The sequence below is a fragment of the Streptomyces deserti genome (genome assembly GCF_054782695.1).
In genome coordinates this window covers 149,751-175,930 of the sequence record NZ_BAAGRZ010000006.1, presented here as the reverse complement: position 1 = coordinate 175,930, position 26,180 = coordinate 149,751, and the positions used below count along the sequence as shown (strand labels likewise).

The following is a 26,180-nucleotide window of genomic DNA, read 5'->3' as shown; positions in this document are numbered from 1 at the left end:
CGCTCGTCCCGGCGTGCTGTCGCCACCCATGCTAAATGAACATGGTTTTCACGTCGACGAAGAGCGTCGGGCGGCGCACCCCTCGAATCGCGGCCGTCAGAACCGTTGACGGGAATATGACCCCCACTTATCTCCTGACCGAATTCACGAACCACGTTCGAAATCACGGACATCCGCCGCGCGGGACCACCCCACCACCCCATCGCCCCCCATCACGCCATCGCCCAGCCGATCTCCCGGACACCCGCACTGGAGAACCACCTTGAGACGCACCGCCGTACGCACCGCCGTACGCCTCCTCATGGCCGTACTCGTCGCCCTCGCGGCCACTCTCGCCGGCCCCGGCGCCACCGCCCACGCAGCCGTCCCCGACTCCCCCGCCGTCACGTACACCAACCCGATCGCGGAGAAGCGCGCCGACCCGCACATCCACAAGCACACCGACGGCTACTACTACTTCACCGCGACCGTGCCGGAGTACGACCGCATCGTGCTGCGCCGGGCGACGACCATCCAGGGACTGTCCACGGCCCCCGAGACGACGATCTGGACCAAGCACGCCAGCGGCGTGATGGGCGCCCACATCTGGGCACCGGAGATCCACTTCATCGACGGCAAGTGGTACGTGTACTTCGCGGCCGGCGCCACGAACGACATCTGGGCGATCCGGATGTACGTCCTGGAGGGCACGGGCGCCAACCCCCTCACCGCCACCTGGACGGAGAAGGGGCAGATCAGGACGCAGTGGGAGAGCTTCTCGCTCGACGCCACCACCTTCGTCGTGGGCGGCGTGCGCTATCTGGCGTGGGCCCAGCACGACCCGTCCGTGAACAACAACACCGATCTCTATCTGGCGAAGATGTCCAGCCCGTGGACGATCACCGGCACTCCGGTGCGGATCTCCCGGCCCACGTACTCCTGGGAGACCGTCGGCTACGCCGTCAACGAGGGCCCGGCAGTCATCCAGCGCGGCGGCAAGGTCTTCATGACGTACTCCGCCAGCGCCACCGACAGCAACTACTGCCTGGGCATGCTGACCGCGTCCGCGAGCGCCGACCTGCTCGACCCGGCGTCCTGGAGCAAGAGTTCCACCCCGGTGTTCACCAGCAGCGCCGCGACCGGCCAGTACGGCCCGGGCCACAACTCCTTCACCGTCTCCGAGGACGGAAAGAGCGACATCCTCGTCTACCACGACCGCAACTACAAGGACATCAGCGGCGACCCGCTCAACGACCCGAACCGCCGCACGCGCGTGCAGAAGCTGTACTGGAACGCCGACGGCACCCCGAACTTCGGCATCCCGGTGGCCGACGGCGTCACCCCGCAGCGCTTGTCGTCGTACAACTTCCCGGACCGGTTCGTCCGCCACTACGACTACCGGGCCCGGATCGAGGCGAACGTCACCAAGCTCGCCGACTCGCAGTTCCGCGTGGTCCCCGGCCTGGCCGGCAGCGGCACCGTCTCGCTGGAGTCGGCCAACTTCCCCGGCTACTACCTGCGGCACAAGAACTTCGAGGTGTGGCTGGAGAAGAACGACGGCACCGCGCGGTTCGCGGCCGACGCCACCTTCCACCGGCGCTCCGGCCTGGCCGACCCGGCGGGCGTGTCATACGAGTCGTACAACTACCCGGGGCGCTACATCCGTCACTACGAGTACCTGCTGTACGTGCAGACCCCGAGCACGGCCACGGACCGGGCGGACGCCACGTTCTACGCACAGTGACGCCCCACCGCGACGCGACACAACGGGTCATATGCACTGATTGCGTCTGCTGTGAGCGGGCACTCCGGCACTGTGCAGACACAGCAGACGCATCAGCAGACGCATCAGCAGACGCATCAGCGCATACGACCGCGGCGAGTTCTGCTGACCGGGTGGTTCAGCTTCCGGGACGGGGAGGCGACCGCCGGCGACGTGCTGGCGCTGCGCCGGGTGGAGGACGTGCTGCGGGGGACGGGCATCCCGTACGACGTGGCGTGGAGCCCGGGGTTCCTGCCGGAGGCCCTGCATCTGGACCGGGTACGGCCCGGCGACTACTCCCACCTGGTGTTCGTGTGCGGTCCGCTGCACGGGCCGCAGGTCGAGGAGCTGCACCGGCGGTTCGCGCACTGTGTGCGGATCGCCGTGGGCACCTCGGTGATCGACCCGGACAGCCCGGCGGTGACCGGTTTCCACCGCGTACTGCCGCGGGACGGGCCGGACAGTGAGCCGGTGGAGGACCTGGCGGCCCGTGCCCCGGCGGCGCCCGCCCGGCCGGTCGTCGGGGTGATCCTCACGCACGGGCAGCACGAGTACGGGGAGCAGCGGCGGCACGGCCAGGTCGCCGAGGAGGTGACGGGCTGGCTGGCCGCCAAGGACTGCGCGCGGCTGGAGCTGGAGACCCGGCTCGACACGCACGACTGGCACCTGAGCGCGACGCCCGCGCAGCTGCAGTCGGTGCTGGCCCGGCTGGATCTCGTCGTCACCGACCGGTTGCACGGGCTGGTGCTCGCGCTGCGGGTGGGGACGCCGGTGCTGGCCGTCGACCCGGTCGCGGGCGGTGCGAAGGTGACCGCGCAGGCCCGGGCCTGCGGCTGGCCCGCGCTGGTGGCCGCCGAGCGGCTGGACGTGCGGCAGCTGGACCGCTGGTGGGACTGGTGCCTGACCGGTGGCCGGGTGGCCGCCCGGCAGATCAGGGACGCCTTCCGGGAGGGCACCGTGCCGGACAGCGCGGACCGGCTCGTCGAGGTGCTGGCACGGCCGGCCCCCGGTTAGCCCGCCGCTCGTCCGGGGCACCCGGTGGTCCGTGTGGGGCCGCCCCGGAAGGAGAGACAGTGTCCATCGACCGACTCCCCGATCACGAGCAGCGCATCCTCGACGAGATGGAACGGGCCCTGCGCCGCGACCGCCGCCTGGACCGGCGGCTGCGCACCTTCCGGCCGAGCCGCCGGCCCGACCCGGCGCGCGCACTGACCCGCCTGGCGCACTACGACCCCCGCCCGCGGACCGTGGCCGTGCTGCTGACGGTGTCGGTCGCGCTCATGGTGGCCGGGATCATCACGTCCCAGCCCGGTGTGATCTGGGCCTTCGCCGCCGTGTGGCCGGCGACGCTGTTCGCGGCGTTCCGGCTGATGTGCCGGTGGTGCGACGGGCGCTGAGCTGTTTGCCCCCGGCGGGCCCCGGGGACCCGGCCCGCAGGAGGTGATCGTCGTGCCCGAACCCGGAAGCAAGAAGTACGACACCCGGCGGGCCAGGGCCCGCAAGGAGGCCGAACGGTCCGGGGTCACCGACCAGGACGCCAACGCCGCCGCCAACGAGGAGCTGCAGGAGGGCGACGAGTGGCGCAGCGGCGGCCCGCGCACCGAACGCGGCCGGGGCCCGAAGGGCGAGCGCCCGGGGAGCTCCGACTGAGCGAAGAACACCGACGGAGCGAAGAACGCCCTGAGCCCGGCTACGACGTTCGTAGCCGGGCTCGGCCCGTGCGTCCGGGCTCAGCCCGTGTAGCGGCGGGCCCTGGACGAGCGTTGTGCGGGCTCCAGCAGGCGCAGCCGTGACTCGACCTCCGGGGGCACCACGCGGCGTTCGCGCAGCACCCACGGCAGGGCGGCGGCCGCCTCGGCGAAGGCGCGCAGGGACGCGGCGTCGCGGGGGACCGTGCGGGCCAGGTTCACGGTGCGGCGCAGTGCGGGGCCGGCGGGGCGGCGCAGCCAGGTGAACCACAGGGTGTTGCGGATGCCGTGCGTGCGCCGCAGCGTGGCGTCGCGTGCGGTGGACGGGTGGTGGTGCACCGTCAGATGGTCGGCGTACGTCAGCCACCAGCCGTCGGCCGCCAGGTCCGCGGCGAGCAGCTCCTCCTCGCCGCCGAGCCACAGCCGGGGGTGGAAGCCGCCGGCGGTCCGGAAGGCGGCGGTGCGCAGGACGGTCGCGGCGGCCAGGAACGAGCCGAGCGCCGGTCCGGGCAGCCAACTCGGCCCGGGCACGGGCGAGTTGCGCAGTTCTTCGACGATCGGGTCCTCGGTGCCGCCCGGTTCGACGACGATGCGGGCCGTGACCGAGCCGAGCGCGGGGTGCTGGTCGAGCAGGTCGGCGGCCCCGGACAGCGAACCGGGCGCCCACCAGGAGTCGTCGTCGCAGAAGGCGACGTAGGGCGTGCGGACCTGGCGTACCGCGAGGTTGCGGCCGACGGCGCCGAGGTTGCGGCCGGGCGTGAGCAGCCGTACCTCGGGGTGCTGGCGGGCGACGGCGGCCGCGGTGCCGTCCGTGGAGCCGTTGTCGGTGACGATCACCGGGGGTTTCTCGGGGAGTTCGGCGAGCCGGTCGAGGGTGCGCAGGAGCTCGTCGCGCCGGTTGTGGGTGATGACGACGACGGTCGTGCGGGTGTCGGGCATGGCGGTCGTCCTGGTGTCGGTCATGCGGTGGCCCCCTCCAGCAGGCTGGCGGCGCGCTCCACATGCGGGGGCAGCGGCCTGCGTTCGCGCAGGGCGGCGGGCAGGCGGGCGAGGGTCTCCCGCAGGGCGCGCCGGGCCTGGCCGTCGTGGCGGGCCTCGGCGGCCAGGGCGCGGGTGCGGGCCAGCGCGTAGGGCAGGGGGCGGCGCAGCCAGGCGGTGAGGAGTTCGTTGCGGCGCTGGACGACGGGGCGGCCGGTGCGGGGCGCGGGCGCCGGGTGGTGGTGGGCGACCACGTCGGGGCAGTGGGTGACGCCCCAGCCGCGGGCGGCCAGGTCGTAGGCGAGGAGGGTTTCCTCGCCGCCGAAGAACAGCAGCCGGTGGAAGCCGCCCGCGTCGAGGTAGGCGCTGCGGCGGACGACCGAGGCGCAGGCGAGGAAGCCGAGGACCTGAGTGCCGGGCAGGTCGGTGGCCGGGCCGAGCGGCGACGTGGCGAGGACGTCGTTGAGCGGGTCGGGTTCCTCCTGCGGGCCGACCAGGGTACGGGCGGCGATCAGGCCGAGCCGGGGATGCTCCTCGAACAGGCGGACCGCGGTGCTGAGCGCGCCGGGCGCCCACCAGGAGTCGTCGTCGCTGAACGCCACGTACGGGGTGCGCAGCGCGCGGGCGCCGTGGTTGCGGGCGAGGGCCCCGCGGTTGAACGGGAGTGCCAGGACCCGGACCTTCGGGAAGTCGCGGGCGACCATGGCCCGGGTGTCGTCGGTGGAGGCGTTGTCCGCGACCAGGATCTCGGGCCGCTCGGGGAGGGCGAGGAGGTGGCGGAGGGTGACGGCGAGGCCGGCGGAGCGGTTGCGGGTGGCGATGACGATGCCGATGGGGGTGCGGTCCGCGCGGTCCGTGGGCGGGGTGGTCATGGTGCGTTCCCCTTCACGGGCGTCAGGCTTCCGGGAGGTCGTCGAGGGCGTTCAGGACGTCGTCGGTGGTGATGCGCAGCAGCGCCGGGTCCGGGCGGCGGCCGTGCGGGTCGCCCTCCGGACCGTGCCACAGGGCGCGGTGACGGGGATGCGGGGGCGGGCCCCAGCGGCTGGGCGCGACCGGGCCGAAGAGGGTGACGGAGGGGGTGGCGTGGGCGACCGCCAGGTGGGCGATGCCGGTGTCGCCGCTGACCACGGCGCGGGCGTCGGCGACGAGCGCGGAGAGCCGGTCGAAGGGCAGGCCGCCGCCGAACACGTCCGTGTCGGGCAGCCCGGCCCGCTTGGCGAGCCGCGCCACGAGGTCGCCCTCGTCCGGTCCGCCGGTCACCACGACCCGCAGGCCGCGCCCGCGCAGGGCGGTGACGACAGCCGCGTACCGCTCGACGGGCCAGCAGCGGGCGGGCGCTCCCGCGCCGGGGTGCAGGACGACGGCGCCGGGCGCCGGGGACGCGGTCGGCGGGCGGGGCAGCCGCAGATCGGCCGGGTCGGCGTCGATGCCGTACGACTGGAGCAGCCGGCACCAGCGGTCGCGCTCGTGCTCCTCCGCGTACCAGGGCGGGCCGTCGACCTCCGGGGTGTCCGGGTGCGCGAAGGCGAGGAGCTTCAGCGGGCGCAGGGCCATGAGGAGGCGGTGGCTGGGGGGTCCGTTGCCGTGCAGGTCGACCGCGATGTCCGGGGGCGGGCCGGTCCAGTCGAGGGCCTCGGGGACAGCCCGGGCCGGGGCGGAGGCGGGCAGCAGCCGGTCCACGGCCCCGGACGCCGCCGCGACCGGCGCGAGCTCGGCGGGCGCGGCCAGCACGAGTTCGTGGCCGGGGAGGGCCCGGCGCAGCGCCCGCAGGGCGGGGACACCGGCGAGGAGATCACCGAGGCCGAGGGCGCGCAGGACGAGGAGCCGGGGCGGCTTGGCGCCGCCCGGGCCGGCCTGCCCGTCACTCGCATCCACCGACAGCATCGCGCTCCTTCGCTCATCCATGGTCAGCAGCCTGCCCCGCACATCACGTGCCCGCCGCTGCGGAGGGGCTCATCGGGTGCCACGCCTTCGCCGCGGCGGGCCGGGTCACGGGGTGCGGACCCTCCGCTGTCGCGGGGCGGTCATGAGGTATCCATCCCCCGCCCTCGCGGGCCCTGCCGGGCCCCGGGGCGGCACGGTCCCGACCGTCCCGGCCCTCACCGCACCCCCTCCGCCGCCCGCTCCATCAGCGCTGTCGACGAGCGGCCGTCGAGGTACGGCAGGAGGACCGCCTGGCCGCCCCACTCCTTCAGGAGCTCGGCCTCGGGGAGGTCGGCGGCGGCGTAGTCGCCGCCCTTGACCCAGACGTCGGGGCGCAGGTCGGCGAGGAGGTGTTCGGGTGTGTCCTCGTCGAAGACGGCGACCGCGTCGACGCAGGCCAGGGCGCGCAGCACGCGGACGCGGTCGGCGAGCGGGGTGACCGGGCGGCCGGCGCCCTTGCGGCGCCGTACCGACGCGTCCGAGTTGACGCAGACCACCAGGCAGTCGCCGAGCCGCCGGGCGGCCTGGAGCAGGCCGACGTGTCCGGCGTGCAGGAGGTCGAAGCAGCCGCCCGCCGCGACGACGGTGCCGTGGGCGGCGCGGACGCGGGCGGCGAGGTCGAACGGGTCGTCGCCGTCGGGCAAGGGCAGGGGTTCCGGGCCGGCGTCCGGGCGGGGCAGGGCGCCCGCTCCGCCCGCGCCGACGAAGCCGGTCGCGGCGGCGACGGCGCCCTCGACGGCCTCGCCGACGAGCGCGCCGTCGGCGAGCAGCCCGGCGGCCGTGGCGGCGAACCGGTCCCCGGCCCCGCAGCTGTCGCCGTGGTGGGCCGAGGGAGCGGGCACGAGCAGTGGGTGCTCCCCGTACGACAGCAGGGCGCCGCGGGCGCCGAGGGTGACCGCGACGGCGGCGGTCCGCCACTGCCGTACGAGCGCGGCGGCGCTGTGGGCGGCGGCGTGCAGGCCGCGTCGTGGGGCGCCGTCCTGGGGGGCCGACGCGTGCGCCTCCTTCTCCGCCGGCGTGACCAGCCGGGTGCCGGGCACGGGCGGGCCGCCGCGCGGGTGCGGGTCCCACACCAGGGGCGGGCGAGCGGCCAGCACGTCCCGCAGGGCGTCCGCGGTGCCGCGGCCGTAGTCGGAGACCAGGACGGCGGATGCCGAACGGACGGCCTCGCGGGCCTCGTCGGTCGCCTCGCGGACGCGGCCGTCGCCCCGGTCCAGACGGACGACGGGCGCGTCCTGCGCCAGCACGCGGGTCTTCTCCGGCAGCGGTCCGGTCAGCGGGAGCGGGACCAGCCTCAGCCAGGGTTCCAGCAGTCGCCGCAGCTCGCGGCTGGCCGGGTCGTCGCCGACCCCGGCGACCAGTGTGACGTCGCGGCCGTCGCGGGCCGCGAGGTACGCGGCGAGCGCGGCGCCACCGGGCCGGGTGCGTTCTCCGAGGTCGTCGACGACCGGCACGGGCGCGTCGGGCGCGAGCCGTTCGGCGCGGCCGGTCAGGTCGCGGTCCAGCAGGGCGTCACCGACCACGACCAGGGGTGCCTTGCCGTTCATGTCACCTCCTGCCGTCGCGTCGCGCGGCCCCGCTCTCCAGTGCCGCGTCGAACGCCGCGCACACCATGTGCACCGCCACCAGGTGCAGTTCCTGCACGGTCGCCGCCGTCGGCGCCTCGACGCACAGGGACTCGTCGCCGCCCGCCATCAGCGGGTTGGGCGCGGGCCCGGTCAGGGCCCACACGCGCAGCCCGGCCGCGCGGGCCGCGTCGGCGGCGGACAGCAGGTTGGCGCTGGCGCCGGACGTGGACAGCAGCATCAGGACGTCGCCGGGGCGGCCGTGGGCGCGGACCTGGCGGGCGAACACCTCGTCGACGCCGTAGTCGTTGGCGATGGCGGTGGTGGAGGAGGTGTCGGCGTGCAGGGCGATCGCGGAGAACGGCGGCCGGTCGTCGCGGTAGCGGCCGACGAGTTCGGCGGTCAGGTGCTGGGCCTGGGCGGCGCTGCCGCCGTTGCCCGCGGCCAGCAGCCGGCCGCCGCCGGTGAGCACGTCCGCCAGCCGCTCGCCCCACCGTTCGGTGACGTGCGCCGAGGCGCGGAACGCGGTCAGCGCGTCCTGGAGTTCGTCGCAGTGCCCGGTGACGGGCGGGTGGACGGTCATCACGCCACCTCCTTCGGCAGTACGTGACCGGCAGCGTGAGCGGCTTGGTGTCCGGCTTGGTGTCCGGCGGCTTGGTGTCGGGCTTCGTGTCCGGCGAGGACCTGGCGGTAGACCTGCTGCGCGCCGTCCGCGACGCGCCGCCAGGTGTAGTGGGCGAGGACGCGTTCGCGTCCGGCGTCGCCGTAGCCGCGCCGCAGCCGGTCCTCGTCGAGGAGTTCGCGTACGGCGGTGGCGACCGCCTCGGGGTCCTGCGGCGGGACGAGCCGGCCCGTGGTGCCGTCGGCGACGGTGTCGCGGTGACCGCCCACGTCGGTGGCGACGATGGGCACGCCGCACGCCATCGCCTCCAGCGGCACAATGCCGAACGGCTCGTACAGCGGGGTGCACAGCACGAGGTCCGCGCTGCGGATCAGGGCGGGCATGTCGTGGGGGTCGACGGCGCCGAGCAGCCGGACCCGGTCGGCGACGCCGGTGCGCTGCGCGAGGCGCCGCAGCCGCTGGGCCTCGGGATCGTCGTCGACATGGCCGGCGGGCGGGCCGCCCGCGACGAGGAGTTCGGTGCCGGGCACCTGGGCCAGCGCGCGGATGGCCTGGTCGAAGCCCTTGCGGGGGACGAGCCGGCCGCAGGCGAGCAGTCGGTGCCGCTCCCGCCGTACGGGCACGGAGGGGCCGTCCGCCCCGGGGTGGAACTGCTCGGCGTCCACTCCGCACGGCACCACGGACACCTGGCGCGCGGGCACGCCCATCTCGGCGAGTTCGTGCACCTCGTCGGTGCAGGTCGCCAGGACGCGTGCGCAGGTGCGGCCGATCTGCCGCTCGATGCCGACGCGTTCGTGCGGGCTGGTGTCCCGCCAGCCCTGGTGGCGCCGCTTGACGGTGCCCAGGGCGTGGAAGGTCTGCACGACCGGGATGCCGTGCGGGTGCGCGCCGATCTGGGCGGCCATGCCGGACATCCAGAAGTGGGCGTGCACGACGTCGGGCCGCCAGCGGCTCCAGGCGCGTGCCAAGTAGGCGCCGAAGCCGGGCATGTAGGGGAACAGGTCGTCCTTGGGGACGGGTCGGGGCGGCCCGCTCGGCACGTGCTCGACGACGGCGCCGCCGGGCAGGGGCACACGGTCGGGCAGGTCGGTGGAGTCGCGGCGGGTGTAGACCGTGACGTCGTGGCCGCGTTCGGCCAACTCCTCGGTGAGGCGTGCCACATACACGTTCTGCCCGCCGGCGTCGACGCCGCCGAGCGCGGCGAGCGGGCTCGCGTGCTCGGACACCATGGCGATCCTCATCGGGTCACCTCCTTCAGGAGCCGCTCCCAGTCGTCCAGGAAGCGGGCCAGCCCGTAGCGGGCGAGCGCCGCCGCACGTGCCCCCTCGCCGATCGTGCGGGCGTGCAGCGGGTCGGCGACGAAGTCCCGTACGGCATCGGTCAGCACGTCGATCCGGTTGGAGACCACTCCGGCGCCGGGCGGTACGGCCTCGGTGACCTCGGTGGTGGCGAGCGCGACGACGGGCATGCCGAGGTGCATCGCCTCCAGCAGGGACAGTCCGAGGGAGGTCCAGCGGACGGGGTGGACGTAGACGCGCCGCCGTGCCATCGCGGTGTGCAGCTCGCGCTGCACCAGGTCGTGCGACCGGCAGCGGTCGGCCGGGAGGCCGAGGTGGTCGGCCACGCCTTCGGTGCGCATGCCGAAGACGTCGAGGGGGGCCGCGTCGGCGAAGGCCGGCAGCAGGTCGGTGCCGGTGGTACGGCCGCGCCGCACCGGCTCGTTGACGACCACGGCCGCGCGGGGCAGCTCGCCGGTCCACAGGGGTCCGGGGTCGACGATGCCGTGCTCGATGACGGCGGTGGGCGTCGGACCGGCGTCCCACATCAGCCGGTTGAAGTGCGTGACGTGGACGAGGGTGACGCCCGGGATGCCGGCGGCGGGGTGGCGGGTGTCGGGCACGTCACCGTGCGGGGCGTTGTGCTCCAGGTACACCAGCGGCGGGCGGCGCCCCAGCCACTCGTCGACGAGGGCGAGTTCGTGCGGGCGTTGCAGCACGACGACGTCGATCTCCTCGTCCCCCAGCCGCTCCGGCGGCACTTCGACGACCGTCTCGGGCCAGTCGAACGTACGGGCCCTGCCGAGGCCGTCGGGACCGCGGTCCGGGGTGACGGGGACGACGCAGGTGTGCGGCCCCTGCACGAAGGCCGTGGTCCACGACCCGTGCACGTGCCAGAGCAGGATCCTCATGCCTCCCCCACGAGCTTCTCGACGGCGGCGACGACGTCGTGCGCGGTGACGGTGTCCAGGCACGGATGGCCCGGGACGGGACAGGTGCGGGCCCGGCTGCCCGCGCACGGCGCGTTCTGGTCGCCGAGCAGCACGTACGGCACGCCGTACGGCCGCCAGCGCTCGGCCGGGACGACCGGCGCGAACAGGGACACGACCGGGGTGCCGACGGCGGCGGCGAGGTGGGCCGGTCCGGTGTTGCCGGTGACGACGGCGGCGGCCCCGGCGAGGACGCCCGCCAGTTCCGCGGCGCCGGTCCGGCCGCCGAGATCGAGGGCGTGTGCTCCGGCGACGTACGAGGTCAGCACCCGCTCGCCCGCGCCGCCGGTGACCACCACCCGGTGCCCGGCGCCGGCCAGTTCGCGGGCGGCGGCCGCGCAGCGCTCGGGGCTCCAGGCGCGGGCGGGGACGCTGGCGCCGGGGTGCAGCACGACGTACGGCCCGTCACCGGTGAGCGCGCCCGTGTCCGGCGGGGGCAGCACCCGCAGCCGTCCGTCGTCGGGTGCCGGGAACCCGGCCGCCTCGGCGAGGTCGAGCGCGGCCTCCGCCTCGTGGGCGTGCGGGGCGCGGTGGTGGCGTACGTCCAGCAGGGAGCCGGGGTAGTCCTCGCTGTCCGCGGCGATGAAGCCGACCCCGGCCAGGCGCAGCAGCAGGGCGGTGGGCAGCGGGGACTGGTGGAAGGAGGTCAGGACCAGCGCTCTGTCGGCGTCGATCGTCCCGATCAGGTCCTCGACCTCCGCGCGGTCGACCGGCGGCGGCTGGAATCCGGCCCACGGGGCGTCCCAGACCAGGATGTCGTCCACGCCCGGCAGCAGGCGGGCGGCGGGCGCGCCGCGTGGCCCGCACAGCAGGGTGACGGTGTCGGCCCGGGCGGCGACGGCGCGGATCGCGGGTCCGGCGAGCAGCACGTCGCCGAAGCTGTCGAGACGGGTGACCAGGGCCCTCACGCGCGCCTCCCCTGCCCGGGGTGCTCCGTGTACGCCTGCTGGATGGGGCGTTCGTCGGCCAGGACGCGGCCCTTGGGCGGTCCGTTCAGCACGGCGCGGACGGCGGTCAGCAGGTTCGGCGCCACGTGGTCGGCGCTCGCCGTCTCCTCGGGACGGGTCTTGTCGTTCGGCACGAGGATGCCGTGGGCGCCGGCCCGGCGGGCGGCCTCGACGTCGGCACCGATGTCGCCGATCACGACGACGTCGGCGGGGTGGGTGCAGATCCGCCCGGCCGCCCACAGCACCATGCCGGGCTGGGGTTTGCGGCAGTGGCAGCCGTCGTCGGGGCCGTGCGGGCAGATCGCGAACACGTCGAAGGGGCCGAGGAGTTCGTCGACGCGGTGGTTGACGCGGCGCACGTCGGCGTCGGTGAGCAGACCGCGCGCCACGCCGGACTGGTTGGTGACGACACCGGTGCGGATGCCGTGCTCGCGCAGCATCCCGACCGCCTCACGGGCGCCCTCGACGGGGCGGACGCGGTCGGGGTCCGCGTTGTAGGGGACGTCGTGCACGAGGGTGCCGTCGCGGTCGAACAGCACGGCCTTCACCGGGCTCATCGGCTCACCTCCTGCCAGGCGGGGGCATGGCGGTGGCGCCAGGTGCCGGCCAGCCGGTGCCAGGTCGCGGCGGGCGGGATGAGCACGCTGGTCGCGATCATGGTCGTCACCTCGTGGCGGGTGCGCGGGCCGGGGGCGATCCGCGCCCAGGCGAACTCGCCCGTCCCGGCGGCCCAGACGAGCCCGCAGACGGCCGCCGCCCGGCGCTGCTCGGCGGCGGCGAGGGCACACGCGGCGACACCTGCGGCCGTGATCGCGGCATGTCCGCGGATCCGGCCGCGCGGCGCGACCGCCTTGTCCCACCAGTCGGGGCCGTGCAGCCGCCGCATGAGCGCGTCGTCGGCGTTGCCGCGCTGCTGCTTGAGGGACACCCAGCGGGAGGCGGGCCGCACGGGATGCCGGGTGGTGCGCCGGCCCTGCCGGATGCGCCAGCCCGCGTCGAGGACGCGCAGCGCGAGGTCGGCGTCCTCGCGGAAGGCGCGCCGGAAGCGTTCGTCGAAGCCGCCGACCTGCTTCAGGGCCTCCGTGCGGTAGGCCATGTCGGCGGTGATCCAGCGGGCCCGGGCGAGCGAGGCGGTGCCGCGTTCCCAGTCGGTGGGGCGGTGCTCGCCGGGCAGCGGGACGGTGATGACGCCCTGGACGCCGGCGGTGTCGGGGGACGCCTCGGTGAGGTCCTCGGCGAGCTGGTCGCACCAGTGGGGACCGACCTGGACGTCGTCGTCGAGGAAGGCCACCCAGGGCGCGCTGACCCTGCGCAGCCCGGTGTTGCGGGCGGCGGCGGGCCCGCGGCCCCCGCTGCCCACCACGGTCGTCCGCTCGCGCAGGTCGCCGAGCACGCTCAGCGGGTGCTCCAGCGCGCCGGGCTCGGCCTCGGGGTCGGGCCGGTCGTCGACGAGGACGATCTGCTCGGGGCGCGGCCCGGTCGCGGCGGCGAGCGCGGCCAGGCAGTCGGCGAGGGTGTCCCGGGCGAGGGTGGGGATCACGACGGCGTACGAGGTCATGCGGATGCCCTCTCCCCTGCGAAAACCCGCCCCCGGCGCACCGCGTACGGCCCGATCGCCAGCAGGTCCACGGGCGCGGAGCCGAAGCACTCCAGCGCGTCGCGCGGGTCGTCGACCATGGGCCGTCCGGCGGTGTTGAGGCTGGTGTTGACCACGACGGGCAGTCCGGTGCGCCGCTCGAAGGCGCGCAGCATGCGGGCCACCAGCGGTTCGTGGCGCTCCTCGACGGTCTGGATGCGGGCGGTGCCGTCGACGTGCACGACCGCCGGGACACGGTCCCGCCACTCCTGGGCGACGTCGTGGACGAAGAGCATGTACGGGCTCGGGATCGGCCCGCCGGAGAAGATCTCGGCGGCCCGGTCGGCGAGCACCATCGGGGCGACGGGCCGGAACTCCTCACGGCCCTTGACGTGGTTGAGCCGCTCCAGGTTCTCGGCGCGGCCCGGGTGGGCGAGCAGGGAGCGGTGCCCGAGGGCGCGCGGCCCGTACTCGCTGCGGCCCTGGAACCAGGCGACGACGCCGTCCTGTGCCAGTACCTCGGCGACGGTCTCGGCGATGTCGTCCGGCTTCTCGTACGGGATCGCGGCCTCGTCGAGCCGGGCGCGCAGTTCGTCGTCGCTCCAGCCGCGGCCGAGGTCGGCACCGGGGATCGCCTGCGGGTTCTCCGAGAGGTGCAGGGCCCCGCCGAGCGCGGTGCCCGCGTCCCCGGCGGCGGGCTGCACCCACACGTGCCGGTACGGGCCCCGGGCGGCGATCTTGGAGTTGGCGACGCAGTTGAGGGCGACACCGCCGGCCATGGTGAGGGCCTCGCCGCCCGCCTCCCGGTGCAGCCAGTGGACGAGCTCCAGCAGCACCTCCTCCAGCACGGCCTGCGTGCTGGCGGCCAGGTCGGCGTGGTCCTGGGTCCACGGCTCGCCCTTGGCGCGGGGTGGGGCGAAGGCGGCCCAGTCGACGCCGTGGGCGCGGAAGCCGCCGTGGCCGGTGGGGTGGATGTACTGGCGCAGCCGGGGCAGGAAGCGCGGGGTGCCGTAGGAGGCGAGGGCCATCACCTTGTACTCGTCGCTGCTGCGCAGGAAGCCGAGGTGCTCGGTCAGGTCCTCGTAGACCAGGCCGAGGGAGTCGGGCAGCGCCTGCGTGGCGAGGGTGTCGAGCTTGCCGTCGCGGTAGCGGCCGGCCAGGTGGGAGGCGGCCTCGCCGCGGCCGTCGAGGACCAGGACGGCGCTGTCGGGGTGTGGGGAGGCGGGCCCGGCGGAGGCGGCGTGGGCGACGTGGTGCGGTACGAAGACGACCTGCTCGGGGTCGAGGCCGGGCAGGGCCTCGGCGAGGAACTCGGGGGCGCGGCGGGCGTACTCCAGCCGCAGCGGGTCCCAGGGGTCGTTCAGGCCCATGTCGCGGGCGGGCCGGGCGAGCTTCGGGTCGAAGGAGTAGGTGACGGCGTCCAGCTCCTCGGGCCGTACGCCGGCGTACTCCAGGCACCAGCGGGCCGACTGCTCGGGCAGCTCCCACGCGGAGAACGGCACGGGGCGCTTGCCGTGTTTACGTCGGCTGAAACGCTCTTCCTCGGCCGCCGCCACCGTCCGGCCGTCGACGACGAGAGCGGCGGCGGGATCGTGGAACAGGGCGTTGATACCAAGGATGCGCATGAGGCTTGTGCTCCATCCGGGCCTCGTGAGGGGCTACAGGCGTCCCGGGTGCCGCACCGCAGCTGTCTCAAACACTTGGAGACAACTCACCGCGAAGCGCGCGGATTTGTCACTCTATGTGGACGTCTGTCGACCGTTCCGTGACCGGTTCAGGCGGCGACGGAGCGCGAGAACCAGCCAACGGTCCGCCGCAGGCCCTCGGTCCATCCGACCCGGGGCTGCCAGCCGAGCCGCTCCCGGGCCAGCCGGGTGTCGGGGCGGCGCCGGGCGGGGTCGTCGACGGGCCGGTCCACGGACCGGATCCGGGAGGCGGACCCGGTGATCTCCACGATCCGCCGGGCCAGCTCCAGCATGGTGATCTCCTCGCTGCCGCCGATGTTGACGGGCCCGGTCTCGTCCGAGGCGGCCAGGGCCAGCACCCCGTCGACGGTGTCGTCGACGTAGCACAGCGAACGGGTCTGGCCGCCGTCGCCGGCGACCGTGAGGGGCATGCCGTCCAGGGCCTGCGCGATGAAGGTGGGCACGGCGCGGCCGTCGCCGGTGCGCATGCGGGGGCCGTAGGTGTTGAAGATGCGGACGATGGCGGTGTCGGTGCCGTGCGCCTGACGGTGGGCGGTGACCAGGGCCTCGGCGAAGCGCTTGGACTCGTCGTAGACGCTGCGCGGGCCGATCGGGTTGACGTTGCCCCAGTAGCTCTCGCGCTGCGGGTGCTCCAGCGGGTCGCCGTACACCTCGGAGGTGGAGGCGAGGACGAAGCGGGCACCGTCGGCGCGGGCCCGCTCCAGTGCGAGCCGGGTGCCGCTGCTGCCGACGTCGAGGGTCTCCAGGGGCAGCCGGAGATAGTCGGCGGGCGAGGCGGGGCAGGCGAAGTGCAGCACCAGGTCGAAGGGGTCCGGCAGCGCCTGCCAGGCCGCCGGGTCGGTGGCGTCGCCGCGCACGAAGCGGAAGCCGCGCCGCTGCTCCAGGTCGGCCACGTTGACCCGGGAGCCGGTGGCCAGGTTGTCCAGGCACACGACGTCCGCACCGGCGTCGAGCAGCCGTGCGCACAGATGCGATCCCACGAATCCGGCTCCGCCGGTCACCAGGGCCCGGCGCCAGGCGCGTCCGCTCACGGGACTCTCCTCACTCTCGCCATCACTTGCGTCGGCGCGAGTAACCCGGTGCCGGGCTCCCACATGCCCGGGCACACCTGCGCCCGGGCACGCGACCGCACGGCGGACTCCCTACGATCGGGGCGTGGTCGACATCCTCCTCGAACGCACGGCGCCCCTCCCCCTCGACGAGGCGTGGCGCCGGCTCACGGAGTGGCCCCGGCACGGCGAGGTCGTTCCGCTGACCCGGGTCACGGTGGTCACGCCCGCGCCCACGGGCGAGGGCACGGTCTTCGTGGCCCGCTCCGGGCTCGGCCCGCTCTCCTTCGACGACCGGATGGAGGTCACCGTCTGGCAGCCGCCGGCCGAGGACACACCGGGCCTGTGCCGGCTGGAGAAACGCGGCCGGGTGGTCCTGGGCTGGGCGGAGATCGAGGTACGGCCGGGGCCCGGGGGTCGTGCGCGGGTCGTCTGGCGGGAGGAACTCCGGGTCCGCTTCCTGCCCGCCCTCTTCGACGGGCTGCTCAGGGCGACGGCCCGAGCGGTGTTCGCGCGCGCCGTGAACAGGCTGTTGCGGCGGCCGTGACGGCTCGGCGTCACTCCTTGCGGCCGGTCGTGGCCACGGTCACGCCCAGGCCGATCATGGCGAGTCCGCCGATCCCGCCGACGGCGGAGAGCCGCCGCGGGGAGCGCGCGAACCAGCTCCGTGCGGTGGCCGCGGCCAGCCCCCACACGCTGTCGCAGGCCACCGCGATGGCGTTGAAGACCAGGCCGAGCAGCAGCATCTGGAGCGTGACATGCCCCCGTCCCGGTCGACGAACTGCGGCAGTACGGCGGCGAAGAACACGATCGTCTTCGGGTTGGCCACCCCGACCGCGAACCCCTCCCACAGGGTGCGCAGCGTGCCGTGCTCACCGCTGTCCTCGGTGAACGCCTCGCGCAGTGAGCCGCGCTGCCGCCACGCCTTGACGCCGAGGTACACCAGGTAGGCGGCGCCGGCGAGTTTCAGCACGGTGAAAGCCAGGACCGAGCGCTCCACGACCGCCCCGATCCCGAGCGCCACGGCCACGACGAGCAGGTAGGCACCGAGCGTGTTCCCCACCACGGTGGTCAACGCGGCCCGGCGGCCGTGCGCCAGCGCCCGTCCGATCACGAACAGCACACTGGGGCCGGGGACCACGATCAGCAGGAAGGACATGGCCGCGAAGGCGAGCAGACGGTCGGTCGACACCATGGGCCCATGCAAGCACGGGCTCCGTCGCGGCCGGCAACCTCTTTTCGGGCTGACGCGGTGGCGTGCGCGTAACACGTGCGCTCAGGCCACCGACCCGATCCGCCCCGCCGGCGCCGACGCCGTGTCGTGGTGGATCGGGATGTGCGCCCCGGTCAGCGACACCCCGCTGCCGCCCCGCCGCTCGGCGACGATCTGGGCCGCGATCGACAGGGCCGTCTCCTCCGGCGTACGGGCGCCGAGGTCCAGGCCGATGGGCGACTTCAGGCGCGCCAGCTCCAAGTCGGTCACCCCGACCTCGCGCAGGCGCCTGTTGCGGTCCAGGTGGGTGCGGCGGGAGCCCATCGCCCCGACGTAGGCGACCGGGAGCCGCAGGGCCAGCTTGAGCAGGGGTACGTCGAACTTGGCGTCGTGGGTCAGGACGCACAGCACCGTGCGGGCGTCCACGGAGGTCCGCTGCAGGTACTCGTGGGGCCACTCGACGACGATCTCGTCGGCCTCCGGGAAGCGGGCCGGCGTCGCGAACACCGGGCGGGCGTCGCACACCGTGACGTGGTAACCGAGGAACTTGCCGACGCGGACCAGCGCCGACGCGAAGTCGATCGCACCGAAGACGATCATCCGGGGCGGTGGAACCGACGATTCCACCAGGACCGTGAGCGGTGCTCCGCAGCGTGAGCCCTGCTCTCCGATCTCCAGCGTGCCGGTGCGGCCGGCGTCCAGAAAGGCGCCCGCCTCCGCCGCGACCGTCCGGTCCAGCTCGGGATGCGCGCCGAAGCCGCCACCGTACGAGCCACCGGGACGTACGACGAGGGCGCGGCCCAACACCTCCGCCGGGCCCTTCACGATCCGCGCCACCGCCGCCGCCTCACCACGCGCCGCGGCGGCGAGCGCGGCCGCGACCACCGGGCGGGCGGGGTCGTCCGCCCGCACCGGTGTGACGAGGATGTCGATGACGCCGCCGCAGGTCAGGCCCACGGCGAAGGCGTCCTCGTCGCTGTAGCCGAAGCGCTCCAGGACGGTGTCGCCGTCCTGCAGCGCCTGTTGACACAGCTCGTACACGGCGCCCTCCACGCAGCCGCCGGAGACCGAGCCGATCGCCGTGCCGTCGGCGTCCACCGCGAGCGCGGCGCCGGGCTGGCGGGGCGCGCTGCCGCCGACCGCCACCACGGTGGCCACGGCGAAGTCACGGCCCTGCTCGACCCACCGGTTCAGCTCCTCGGCGATGTCCAGCATCTGTCTCGGTCTCCTTAAGGCAGCGGTCCGGCGGCGGGCGTCAGTGCACGCCCAGCCAGCTCTCGATCGGGTCGAGGGCGAAGAACACCAGGAAGATCACCGTCAGCGCCCACATGAAGACGCCGATCTCCCGTGCCTTGCCCTGGGCGGTCTTGATGGCGACGTAGGAGACGACTCCGGCGGCGACGCCCGCGGTGATGGAGTACGTGAACGGCATGATGACGACGGTCAGGAAGACCGGGATCGCGGTGGCACGGTCGGCCCAGTCCACGTGCCGGGCGTTCATCATCATCATGGCGCCGATGACGACCAGGGCCGCGGCGGCGACCTCGCCCGGCACGATCGCCGTCAGCGGGGTGAAGAACAGGCAGGCCGCGAAGAACAGGCCGGTGACGACGGAGGACAGGCCCGTACGGGCGCCTTCGCCGACGCCGGTCGCCGACTCGACGAAGACCGTCTGGCCGGAGGCGCCCGAGACACCGCCGATCGCGCCGCCCGCGCCGTCGATGAACAGCGCCTTGGACAGGCCCGGCATCCGGCCCTTGTCGTCGGCGAGCTTCGCCTCGGTGCCGACGCCGATGATGGTGGCCATCGCGTCGAAGAAACCGGCCAGGACGAGCGTGAACACGATCATGCCGACCGTCATCGCGCCGACCTCTCCCCAGCCGCCGAACTCGACGTTGCCGAAGATCGAGAAGTCGGGCATGGAGACGGCGCTGCCGTGCAGTTCGGGGGCTCCGCTGGCCCACTGCTTGGGGTCGATGACCCCGAAACCGTTGAGGAGCACGGCGAGTACGGTGCCGCCGACGATGCCGATCAGGATCGCGCCGGGGATGCCGCGCGCCTGGAGCATGAAGATCGCCAGCAGGGTCGCGGCGAAGAGCAGGACCGGCCAGCCGGACAGTTCGCCCGCCGGGCCGAGGGTGACCGGGGTCGCCTCGCCCTGGTGCACGAAGCCGGCCTTGTAGAAGCCGATGAGGGCGATGAACAGGCCGATGCCCATGGTGATCGCGTGCTTGAGCGCGAGCGGGATCGCGTTCATGATCAGCTCGCGCAGGCCGGTGACGACCAGCAGCATGATGACCACGCCGTACATCACGCACATGCCCATGGCCTGCGGCCAGGTCATCTGGGGCGCGACCTGGGAGGCGAGGACTCCGGAGACGGAGAGGCCCGCGGCGAGGGCGAGGGGCACCTTGCCGACGAAACCCATCAGCAGCGTGGTGAGGGCCGCCGCGAACGCGGTCGCGGTGATCAGGGCCTGCTGGCCGAGCGTGGCCCCCGCCGCGTCCTTGCCGGACAGGATCAGGGGGTTGAGGAGGAGGATGTACGCCATCGCCATGAAGGTGGTGACGCCGCCGCGCACCTCACGCGCGACCGTGGAGCCTCTGTGGGATATGTGGAAGTACCGGTCGAGCCAAGAGCGTCCGGCCGGAACGCGGGTGCCTTCGCCCGCGTCCTCCGCGACGGTCTTCGGCTCCAGTGACTGCTGGGTCATGTGGGCCTACTCCCAAGGTTCATAGGGGCACCCGCATCGAAACCGCTCTGACGGCTGCTCACCGCTGTGAAGCCGCTGCGGGATTTGGGAAGGTGCTTCGGCCGCACGACCCGGGGGACGGCCCGAGACGAACGAACAGGGTTCCTTCAACTGGCACTTGCTGGTTCTCGCTGGTTCCCCGACCGCCGCGAGCGGTGCGGCGGTCCGCGGGGATGCTCCGGGCGGCGCGGCGGAGTGTGTGACGTTCCCTGCGCCGCCCGGAGAGCCTTGCGTTACGCGGTTCCCGTGAGGTGCTCGGGCCGTACCGGGGTCCGGTTGAGCTCCAGCCCGGTCGCGTTCCGGATCGCCGCGAGGACGGCCGGGGTCGACGACAGGGTCGGGGCCTCGCCGATGCCGCGCAGCCCGTACGGGGCGTGGTCGTCGGCGAGTTCGAGCACGTCGACCGGGATGGTCGGCGTGTCGAGGATGGTGGGGATGAGGTAGTCCGTGAAGGAGGGGTTCTTCACCTTCGCGGTCTTCGGGTCGACGACGATCTCCTCCATGACCGCCACGCCCAGGCCCTGGGTCGTACCGCCCTGGATCTGGCCGACGACGGACAGCGGGTTGAGCGCCTTGCCGACGTCCTGCGCACAGGCCAGCTCGATGACCTTGACCAGGCCGAGCTCGGTGTCGACCTCGACGACGGCCCGGTGCGCGGCGAAGGAGTACTGCACGTGGCCGTTGCCCTGCCCGGTGCGCAGGTCGAAGGGCTCGGTCGGCCGGTGCCGCCACTCCTCCTCGACCTCCACGGCCTCGTCGCCGAGGACGTCCACCAGGTCGGCGAGCACCTCCCCGCCGTCGGTGACGACCTTGCCGCCCTCCAGCAGCAGCTCGGCCGTCGCCCACGCCGGGTGGTAGGAGCCGAACTTGCGGCGCCCGATCTCCAGCACCTTCTCCCGCACGATTTCGCAGGCGTTCTTCACGGCACCACCGGTGACGTACGTCTGCCGGGACGCCGACGTCGAACCGGCGCTGCCCACCTGCGTGTCCGCCGGGTGGATCGTCACCTGCGTGACACCCAGCTCGGTGCGGGCGATCTGCGCGTGGACGGTGACACCGCCCTGCCCGACCTCCGCCATGGCGGTGTGCACGGTCGCGACGGGCTCCCCGCCGACGACCTCCATGCGCACCTTGGCCGTCGAGTAGTCGTCGAAGCCCTCGGAGAAGCCCACGTTCTTGATGCCGACCGCGTAGCCGACACCGCGCACGACGCCTTCCCCGTGCGTGGTGTTGGACAGACCGCCGGGCAGCTGCCGTACGTCCGCGCCCTCGCTGCTCTCCCACTGGCGCTCCGGCGGCATCGGCATCGCCTTGACGCGGCGCAGGAGTTCGGCGACCGGCGCCGGGGAGTCGACCGGCTGCCCGGTCGGCATGAGCGTGCCCTGCTCCATGGCGTTCAGCTGCCGGAACTCCACCGGGTCCATGCCCAGCTTCTTCGCCACCTTGTCCATCTGCGCCTCGTACGCGAAGCACGCCTGGACCGCGCCGAAGCCGCGCATGGCACCACAGGGCGGGTTGTTGGTGTAGAGGGCGATGGCCTCGATGTCGACGTTGTCGACGACGTACGGGCCGACGCCGAGCGAGGAGGCGTTGCCGACGACCGCCGGGGAGGCGGAGGCGTACGCGCCGCCATCCAGGACGATGCGGCACTTGACGTGCGTCAGCTTGCCGTCCTTGGTGGCGCCGTGCTCGTAGTACAGCTTGGCGGGGTGGCGGTGGACGTGCCCGAAGAAGGACTCGAACCGGTTGTAGACGATCTTGACGGGCTTCCCCGTCCGCAGGGCGAGCAGACAGGCGTGGATCTGCATCGACAGGTCCTCGCGCCCGCCGAACGCGCCGCCGACGCCGGCCAGCGTCATGCGCACCTTGTCCTCGGGCAGGCCGAGCACGGGCGCGATCTGCCTGAGATCGGAGTGCAGCCACTGGGTGGCGATGTAGAGGTGGACGCCGCCGTCCTCCTCCGGTACGGCGAGACCGGACTCGGGGCCGAGGAAGGCCTGGTCCTGCATGCCGAAGGTGTACTCGCCCTCGACGATGACGTCGGCGCGCTCCCGGGCGGCCGAGACGTCACCGCGCACGATCGGCTGGCGGTGGACGATGTTCGGGTGCGGGACATGGCCGATGTGGTGGTCGTCGCGGTTCTCGTGGACGAGGATCGCGTCCGGCGCGAGCGCGGAGGCCTCGTCCGTGATGACCGGGAGTTCGCGGTACTCCACCTTGATCTTGGCGGCGGCGCGGCGCGCGGTCTCCGGATGGTCGGCGGCGACGATCGCGACCGGCTCGCCGTGGTGGCGTACCTTGCCGTGCGCGAGGACCGGGGTGTCCTGGATCTCCAGGCCGTAGTTCTTCACGTCGGTCGGCAGGTCGTCGTACGTCAGCACGGCGTAGACACCCGGCATCGCCAGCGCCTCGCCGGTGTCGATCGACACGATCTCGGCGTGCGCGACCGTGGAGCGCAGGATCTGGCCCCAGAGCATGTCCTCGTGCCACATGTCGGACGAGTACGCGAACTCGCCGGTGACCTTGAGGGTGCCGTCCGGGCGGAGCGTGGACTCGCCGATGCCGCCCTTGGTCTGCGAGCCCTGGGTGATCTTCGTGGGGGTTCCGCTGGGGGAAGACATGATCAGACCGCCTCTCCCTGCCGGGCGGCCGCCAGGCGGACCGCGTCCATGATCTTCTCGTAGCCGGTGCAGCGGCACAGGTTCCCCGACAGCGCCTCACGGATGTCCGCGTCGGTCGGATTCGGGTTGCGCTCCAGCATCTCGTCGGCGGCGACCAGCAGCCCGGGCGTGCAGAAGCCGCACTGGACGGCGCCGGCGTCGATGAACGCCTGCTGGATCGGGGAGAGTTCGGTGCCCTCGCCGGTCTGCGAGTCGGTGCCCTTGGCCTGCCACTGCTTGGCCTCGTCGAGCGAGGTGCCGCAGGCGCCGGTCCCGCAGGACCGCTGCTTGGCGTAGTCCGCCAGGCCTTCGACGGTGACGACCTCGCGCCCCTGGACCTGCCCGGCGGCGACCAGACACGAACACACGGGCACGCCGTCGAGCCGCACGGTGCAGGACCCGCACTCGCCCTGCTCACAGGCGTTCTTCGAGCCCGGCAGGCCGAGCCGCTCGCGCAGCACGTACAGCAGGGACTCGCCCTCCCACACGTCGTCGGCTTCCTGCGGACGTCCGTTGACAGTGAAGTTGACGCGCATTACGCAGCTCCCTCCGTTGCGCGGCGGGCGCCGCGGTACGACTCCCAGGTCCAGGTCAGCGTCCGGCGGGCCATGACGCCGACCGCGTGGCGGCGGTAGCTCGCCGTACCCCGGACGTCGTCGATCGGGTTGCAGGCGGCGGAGCACAGGTCCGCGAACTGCTTGGCGACCGACGGGGTGATGATCTTTCCGTTGTCCCAGAAGCCGCCCTCTTCGAGAGCGGCGTTCAGGAACTCCTCCGCGGCCTTGGCCCGAATGGGTGTCGGAGCGGCCGAGCCGATCCCGGTCCGCACGGTCCGGGTCCGCGGGTGCAGCGCGAGCCCGAAGGCGCACACGGCGATGACCATCGCGTTCCTGGTCCCCACCTTGGAGAACTGCTGCGGACCGTCGGCCTTCTTCACGTGCACGGCCCGGATCAGCTCGTCCGGGGCGAGCGCGTTGCGCTTCACCCCTGTGTAGAACTCGTCGATCGGAATACGCCGCGACCCGCGCACCGACTCCACCTCGACCTCGGCGCCGGCCGCGAGGAGGGCGGGGTGGGCGTCACCGGCCGGGGAGGCGGTGCCGAGGTTGCCGCCGACGCCGCCGCGGTTGCGGATCTGCGGGGAGGCGACCGTGTGCGAGGCGAGGGCGAGGCCCGGCAGCTCGGCCCGCAGGTTCTCCATGATCCTCGTGTACGGCACGGAGGCACCCAGCCGTACGCTCTCCTCGCCGACCTCCCACTCGTAGAGGTCACCGATGCGGTTCAGGTCCATGAGGTACTCGGGCCGGCGGTGATCGAAGTTGATCTCGACCATCACGTCGGTGCCACCCGCAATCGGCACAGCGGTGGGGTGCTCGGCCTTCGCGGCGAGCGCCTCCTCCCAGCTGGCGGGGCGAAGGAAGTCCATGACCGGCTCTCTTCTTCGTCTTCGTCTCGTGGGTCGTACAGATTGAGCCAATCCGTGTGCGGCGGGCCCGGCTCGTTCATGTGCTGTTCACTCGGATGAGAGCCAGTACACAGCGCGCTCCTCCACCGGGGTCAGTCACGGAAACCATGAAGGAGTTGGCTGGCCAGCGCGGTCATCTTGTAGATTCGTATGAACGGAGGGCATCAGTAACCTCCTCGTTTTCCTGTGGAAACGCGAGACACAGCCGCGTGACCTGGGACACAGCCGGGACACAGCTCGGGAGACGGCGAGCACCGCTCACCACCCCGCCGAACGGGCCCCTCACCCATCACCCTGCACAATTCAGCGAAGATTTCGAGACAAAGAACGGCGGCGACGAGTATGCGGCTGCGCGCACTGCTGGACACCGACGCGCTGGGCCTCAGGCTCCTCGGCGGTGAGGACGAGCTGGACCGCACCGTCCGGGGTGTGATGACCACCGACCTGCGGGACCCCAGCCGTTACCTCTCGGGCGGCGAGCTGGTGCTCACGGGCCTGGCCTGGCGCCGGGACGCCGCCGACTCCGAGCCGTTCGTACGGACCCTGGTCCAGGCCGGGGTGGCCGCCCTGGCGGCCGGCGAGGCGGAACTGGGCGACGTCCCGGACGACCTGATCGTCGCCTGCGCCCGCCACCGCCTCCCCCTCTTCGCGGTGCACGAGTCGGTGGCGTTCGCGACGATCACCGAACACGTCGTACGGCAGGTCTCCGGCGAGCGCGCCGGGGACCTGGCGGCGGTCGTCGACCGGCACCGCCGCATGATGACCTCCGGCCCGGCAGGCGGCGGCCCCGACGTCGTCCTCGACCTCCTCGGCTCGGACCTGGACCTGCGCGCCTGGGTCCTGTCCCCCACCGGCCGGCTCATCGCGGGCCCGAAGGTCGCGGGCCCCGCCCTCCCCTCCGACGTGTGCGCGAAGCTGGCGGCCGAACACCTGGCGGCCACCCGCACCGGCCGCCGCGGCCCCCACCGGGTGATCCTGGGCACCACCACCTACTCCCTCTTCCCGATCCGCTCCAGCGGCCGCGCCCCGCAGGCGGCCCGGGACGTCCGCGAGACGGTGCTGTCCGACTGGCTGCTGGCCGTCGAGGCGGACGCCGGGGACTGGCCCGAGGAACGCCTCGACCTCCTGCACGGCGTCACCCAGCTGATCGCGGTCGAACGCGACCGCCGCGACGCGGCCCGCACGGTCCGCAGGCGCCTCGCCCAGGAGGTCCTGGAACTGGTGCAGACGGGCGCGGCCCCAGCCGAGATCGCCGCACGTCTGCGCGTGGCCGCCCCCGTCCTCCTCCCCGGCCTGGGCGCCGCCCCGCACTGGCAGGTGGTCGTGGCCCGCGTCGACTGGGACGGCGGCGACATGGACGGCGGCCCGGCGGCCCAGTCCCTCCTGGAGGAAATCCTGGCCGACCCGCTCTCCACCGGCCCGGAGCCCTCCGACCGCATCGCCGTGGCCCACACCGGCGACGAGGCCATCGCCCTCGTCCCCCTCCCCGCGGTCTCCACCGAACACGACGGCTCCGAGACCGGAATCCTGGCCGACGCACTCCTGGCCTCGGTCCGCGACCCGCTCACGGCCGGCCTGAACGACGACGGCCGGGTCACGCTCGGCGTCAGCGCGGCGGTCCACTCGGCGGAGGGCCTGCGCGGCGCCCTGGAGGAGGCCCGCCACGCCCGCCGCGTGGCGGCGGCCCGCCCCGGCCGGGTCTGCGCGGCCGGCCACCAGGAACTGGCCTCGCACGTCCTCCTGCTCCCCTTCGTCCCCGACGACGTCCGCCGCGCCTTCACGGCCCGCCTCCTGGACCCCCTGCGCGACTACGACCGCCGCCACCGCGCCGAACTGATTCCCACCCTGGAGGCCTTCCTCGACTGCGACGGCTCCTGGACCCGCTGCGCGACCCGCCTCCACCTGCACGTCAACACGCTGCGTTACCGGGTGGGCCGCATCGAGCAGCTGACGGGACGGGACCTGTCCCGCCTGGAGGACAAGCTGGACTTCTTCCTGGCACTCCGGATGAGCTGAAACCCGCGACGCC

The 26,180-nt window shown here is 73.6% G+C and carries 23 protein-coding genes and 1 pseudogene; 6 read left to right on the top strand and 18 right to left on the bottom strand.

The window, feature by feature from the left end:
- Positions 1 to 301 precede the first annotated feature (301 nt).
- The 4 genes from ACYVMZ_RS14325 to ACYVMZ_RS14310 all read left to right on the top strand — a co-directional run bounded on the left by ACYVMZ_RS14325 (position 302) and on the right by ACYVMZ_RS14310 (position 3,391).
- Entirely contained in the window at positions 302 to 1,723 is a 1,422-nt protein-coding gene (locus ACYVMZ_RS14325) for a family 43 glycosylhydrolase (protein WP_461079591.1), read from the top strand.
- Positions 1,724 to 1,846: 123 nt separating this feature from the next.
- Positions 1,847 to 2,755 carry a polysaccharide pyruvyl transferase family protein gene (locus ACYVMZ_RS14320; RefSeq protein WP_461079589.1) on the top strand — a complete coding sequence of 303 codons (909 nt, stop codon included), beginning with the start codon at positions 1,847 to 1,849 and terminating at the stop codon, positions 2,753 to 2,755.
- Between the two features lie 59 nt (positions 2,756 to 2,814).
- Entirely contained in the window at positions 2,815 to 3,138 is a 324-nt protein-coding gene (locus ACYVMZ_RS14315) for a DUF3040 domain-containing protein (RefSeq protein WP_461079376.1), read from the top strand.
- A 52-nt stretch (positions 3,139 to 3,190) separates the two neighbouring features.
- Positions 3,191 to 3,391 carry a hypothetical protein gene (locus tag ACYVMZ_RS14310; RefSeq protein WP_461079374.1) on the top strand — a complete coding sequence of 67 codons (201 nt, stop codon included), beginning with the start codon at positions 3,191 to 3,193 and terminating at the stop codon, positions 3,389 to 3,391.
- An 80-nt stretch (positions 3,392 to 3,471) separates the two neighbouring features.
- Here ACYVMZ_RS14310 and ACYVMZ_RS14305 read toward each other — a convergent pair whose 3' ends face one another.
- The 12 genes from ACYVMZ_RS14305 to ACYVMZ_RS14250 all read right to left on the bottom strand — a co-directional run bounded on the left by ACYVMZ_RS14305 (position 3,472) and on the right by ACYVMZ_RS14250 (position 16,043).
- The gene (locus ACYVMZ_RS14305; protein WP_461079587.1) at positions 3,472 to 4,368 is read right to left on the bottom strand and encodes a glycosyltransferase family 2 protein; all 897 of its coding nucleotides are present in this window, start codon (positions 4,366 to 4,368) and stop codon (positions 3,472 to 3,474) included.
- 20 nt (positions 4,369 to 4,388) lie between these two features.
- Positions 4,389 to 5,279, bottom strand: coding sequence for a glycosyltransferase family 2 protein (locus ACYVMZ_RS14300; protein WP_461079372.1), 891 nt, complete (start codon positions 5,277 to 5,279; stop codon positions 4,389 to 4,391).
- 22 nt (positions 5,280 to 5,301) lie between these two features.
- A complete protein-coding gene (locus ACYVMZ_RS14295; RefSeq protein WP_461079585.1) occupies positions 5,302 to 6,291 on the bottom strand; it encodes a glycosyltransferase family 9 protein in 990 nt (329 codons plus the stop codon).
- 215 nt (positions 6,292 to 6,506) lie between these two features.
- Positions 6,507 to 7,877, bottom strand: a complete 1,371-nt coding sequence (gene rfaE2 / locus ACYVMZ_RS14290) for a D-glycero-beta-D-manno-heptose 1-phosphate adenylyltransferase (protein ID WP_461079370.1) — start codon at positions 7,875 to 7,877, stop codon at positions 6,507 to 6,509.
- 1 nt (position 7,878) lies between these two features.
- Positions 7,879 to 8,478 carry a D-sedoheptulose-7-phosphate isomerase gene (locus ACYVMZ_RS14285; RefSeq protein ID WP_461079368.1) on the bottom strand — a complete coding sequence of 200 codons (600 nt, stop codon included), beginning with the start codon at positions 8,476 to 8,478 and terminating at the stop codon, positions 7,879 to 7,881.
- A complete protein-coding gene (locus ACYVMZ_RS14280) occupies positions 8,478 to 9,758 on the bottom strand; it encodes a glycosyltransferase (RefSeq protein WP_461079366.1) in 1,281 nt (426 codons plus the stop codon). The genes ACYVMZ_RS14285 and ACYVMZ_RS14280 overlap by 1 nt, the downstream gene beginning before the upstream one ends.
- Positions 9,755 to 10,705 (bottom strand): glycosyltransferase, encoded by a 951-nt coding sequence (locus ACYVMZ_RS14275; protein WP_461079364.1) that lies wholly within the window; start codon positions 10,703 to 10,705, stop codon positions 9,755 to 9,757. Before ACYVMZ_RS14275 ends, ACYVMZ_RS14280 begins: the two co-directional genes overlap by 4 nt.
- Positions 10,702 to 11,691, bottom strand: a complete 990-nt coding sequence (locus tag ACYVMZ_RS14270; RefSeq protein ID WP_461079362.1) for a glycosyltransferase family 9 protein — start codon at positions 11,689 to 11,691, stop codon at positions 10,702 to 10,704. The genes ACYVMZ_RS14275 and ACYVMZ_RS14270 overlap by 4 nt, the downstream gene beginning before the upstream one ends.
- Positions 11,688 to 12,287, bottom strand: coding sequence for a D-glycero-alpha-D-manno-heptose-1,7-bisphosphate 7-phosphatase (locus ACYVMZ_RS14265; RefSeq protein ID WP_461079360.1), 600 nt, complete (start codon positions 12,285 to 12,287; stop codon positions 11,688 to 11,690). Before ACYVMZ_RS14265 ends, ACYVMZ_RS14270 begins: the two co-directional genes overlap by 4 nt.
- Positions 12,284 to 13,288 carry a glycosyltransferase family 2 protein gene (locus ACYVMZ_RS14260; RefSeq protein ID WP_461079358.1) on the bottom strand — a complete coding sequence of 335 codons (1,005 nt, stop codon included), beginning with the start codon at positions 13,286 to 13,288 and terminating at the stop codon, positions 12,284 to 12,286. Before ACYVMZ_RS14260 ends, ACYVMZ_RS14265 begins: the two co-directional genes overlap by 4 nt.
- Positions 13,285 to 14,931, bottom strand: coding sequence for a carbamoyltransferase family protein (locus ACYVMZ_RS14255; protein ID WP_461079356.1), 1,647 nt, complete (start codon positions 14,929 to 14,931; stop codon positions 13,285 to 13,287). Before ACYVMZ_RS14255 ends, ACYVMZ_RS14260 begins: the two co-directional genes overlap by 4 nt.
- A 149-nt stretch (positions 14,932 to 15,080) precedes the next feature.
- Positions 15,081 to 16,043, bottom strand: a complete 963-nt coding sequence (locus tag ACYVMZ_RS14250) for an NAD-dependent epimerase/dehydratase family protein (RefSeq protein WP_461079354.1) — start codon at positions 16,041 to 16,043, stop codon at positions 15,081 to 15,083.
- 124 nt (positions 16,044 to 16,167) lie between these two features.
- Between ACYVMZ_RS14250 and ACYVMZ_RS14245 the strand changes: the two genes are divergently transcribed.
- Positions 16,168 to 16,608 carry an SRPBCC family protein gene (locus ACYVMZ_RS14245; protein WP_461079352.1) on the top strand — a complete coding sequence of 147 codons (441 nt, stop codon included), beginning with the start codon at positions 16,168 to 16,170 and terminating at the stop codon, positions 16,606 to 16,608.
- A gap of 10 nt (positions 16,609 to 16,618) precedes the next feature.
- Here ACYVMZ_RS14245 and ACYVMZ_RS14240 read toward each other — a convergent pair.
- The 6 genes and pseudogenes from ACYVMZ_RS14240 to ACYVMZ_RS14215 all read right to left on the bottom strand — a co-directional run bounded on the left by ACYVMZ_RS14240 (position 16,619) and on the right by ACYVMZ_RS14215 (position 24,112).
- Positions 16,619 to 17,256, bottom strand: a pseudogene (locus ACYVMZ_RS14240) (LysE family translocator).
- A gap of 81 nt (positions 17,257 to 17,337) precedes the next feature.
- A complete protein-coding gene (locus ACYVMZ_RS14235; protein WP_461079350.1) occupies positions 17,338 to 18,489 on the bottom strand; it encodes an XdhC family protein in 1,152 nt (383 codons plus the stop codon).
- A gap of 40 nt (positions 18,490 to 18,529) precedes the next feature.
- Positions 18,530 to 19,987: an NCS2 family permease gene (locus ACYVMZ_RS14230; protein ID WP_461079348.1), complete on the bottom strand. Its 1,458-nt coding sequence runs from the start codon at positions 19,985 to 19,987 to the stop codon at positions 18,530 to 18,532.
- Between the two features lie 272 nt (positions 19,988 to 20,259).
- Complete coding sequence (locus ACYVMZ_RS14225; protein WP_461079346.1) at positions 20,260 to 22,647, bottom strand: xanthine dehydrogenase family protein molybdopterin-binding subunit; 2,388 nt, start codon at positions 22,645 to 22,647, stop codon at positions 20,260 to 20,262.
- A 2-nt stretch (positions 22,648 to 22,649) separates the two neighbouring features.
- Positions 22,650 to 23,222, bottom strand: a complete 573-nt coding sequence (locus ACYVMZ_RS14220) for a (2Fe-2S)-binding protein (RefSeq protein ID WP_461079344.1) — start codon at positions 23,220 to 23,222, stop codon at positions 22,650 to 22,652.
- A complete protein-coding gene (locus ACYVMZ_RS14215; RefSeq protein WP_461079342.1) occupies positions 23,222 to 24,112 on the bottom strand; it encodes an FAD binding domain-containing protein in 891 nt (296 codons plus the stop codon). The genes ACYVMZ_RS14220 and ACYVMZ_RS14215 overlap by 1 nt, the downstream gene beginning before the upstream one ends.
- 381 nt (positions 24,113 to 24,493) lie before the next feature.
- On the opposite strand from ACYVMZ_RS14215, the gene ACYVMZ_RS14210 reads away from it, so the two are divergent.
- Complete coding sequence (locus ACYVMZ_RS14210) at positions 24,494 to 26,167, top strand: PucR family transcriptional regulator (protein WP_461079340.1); 1,674 nt, start codon at positions 24,494 to 24,496, stop codon at positions 26,165 to 26,167.
- Positions 26,168 to 26,180 lie beyond the last annotated feature (13 nt).

What these genes read in the sequence shown, in the direction of transcription:
- ACYVMZ_RS14325 (WP_461079591.1), top strand. Translation starts at nt 302, where the DNA reads ATGGCCGTACTCGTCGCCCTCGCGGCCACTCTCGCCGGCCCCGGCGCC.
- ACYVMZ_RS14305 (WP_461079587.1), bottom strand. Translation starts at nt 4,368, where the DNA reads ATGCCCGACACCCGCACGACCGTCGTCGTCATCACCCACAACCGGCGC.
- ACYVMZ_RS14300 (WP_461079372.1), bottom strand. Translation starts at nt 5,279, where the DNA reads ATGACCACCCCGCCCACGGACCGCGCGGACCGCACCCCCATCGGCATC.
- ACYVMZ_RS14295 (WP_461079585.1), bottom strand. Translation starts at nt 6,291, where the DNA reads ATGCTGTCGGTGGATGCGAGTGACGGGCAGGCCGGCCCGGGCGGCGCC.
- rfaE2 (WP_461079370.1), bottom strand. Translation starts at nt 7,877, where the DNA reads ATGAACGGCAAGGCACCCCTGGTCGTGGTCGGTGACGCCCTGCTGGAC.
- ACYVMZ_RS14285 (WP_461079368.1), bottom strand. Translation starts at nt 8,478, where the DNA reads ATGACCGTCCACCCGCCCGTCACCGGGCACTGCGACGAACTCCAGGAC.
- ACYVMZ_RS14280 (WP_461079366.1), bottom strand. Translation starts at nt 9,758, where the DNA reads ATGAGGATCGCCATGGTGTCCGAGCACGCGAGCCCGCTCGCCGCGCTC.
- ACYVMZ_RS14275 (WP_461079364.1), bottom strand. Translation starts at nt 10,705, where the DNA reads ATGAGGATCCTGCTCTGGCACGTGCACGGGTCGTGGACCACGGCCTTC.
- ACYVMZ_RS14265 (WP_461079360.1), bottom strand. Translation starts at nt 12,287, where the DNA reads ATGAGCCCGGTGAAGGCCGTGCTGTTCGACCGCGACGGCACCCTCGTG.
- ACYVMZ_RS14260 (WP_461079358.1), bottom strand. Translation starts at nt 13,288, where the DNA reads ATGACCTCGTACGCCGTCGTGATCCCCACCCTCGCCCGGGACACCCTC.
- ACYVMZ_RS14255 (WP_461079356.1), bottom strand. Translation starts at nt 14,931, where the DNA reads ATGCGCATCCTTGGTATCAACGCCCTGTTCCACGATCCCGCCGCCGCT.
- ACYVMZ_RS14235 (WP_461079350.1), bottom strand. Translation starts at nt 18,489, where the DNA reads ATGCTGGACATCGCCGAGGAGCTGAACCGGTGGGTCGAGCAGGGCCGT.
- ACYVMZ_RS14230 (WP_461079348.1), bottom strand. Translation starts at nt 19,987, where the DNA reads ATGACCCAGCAGTCACTGGAGCCGAAGACCGTCGCGGAGGACGCGGGC.
- ACYVMZ_RS14225 (WP_461079346.1), bottom strand. Translation starts at nt 22,647, where the DNA reads ATGTCTTCCCCCAGCGGAACCCCCACGAAGATCACCCAGGGCTCGCAG.
- ACYVMZ_RS14220 (WP_461079344.1), bottom strand. Translation starts at nt 23,222, where the DNA reads ATGCGCGTCAACTTCACTGTCAACGGACGTCCGCAGGAAGCCGACGAC.
- ACYVMZ_RS14215 (WP_461079342.1), bottom strand. Translation starts at nt 24,112, where the DNA reads ATGGACTTCCTTCGCCCCGCCAGCTGGGAGGAGGCGCTCGCCGCGAAG.
- ACYVMZ_RS14210 (WP_461079340.1), top strand. Translation starts at nt 24,494, where the DNA reads ATGCGGCTGCGCGCACTGCTGGACACCGACGCGCTGGGCCTCAGGCTC.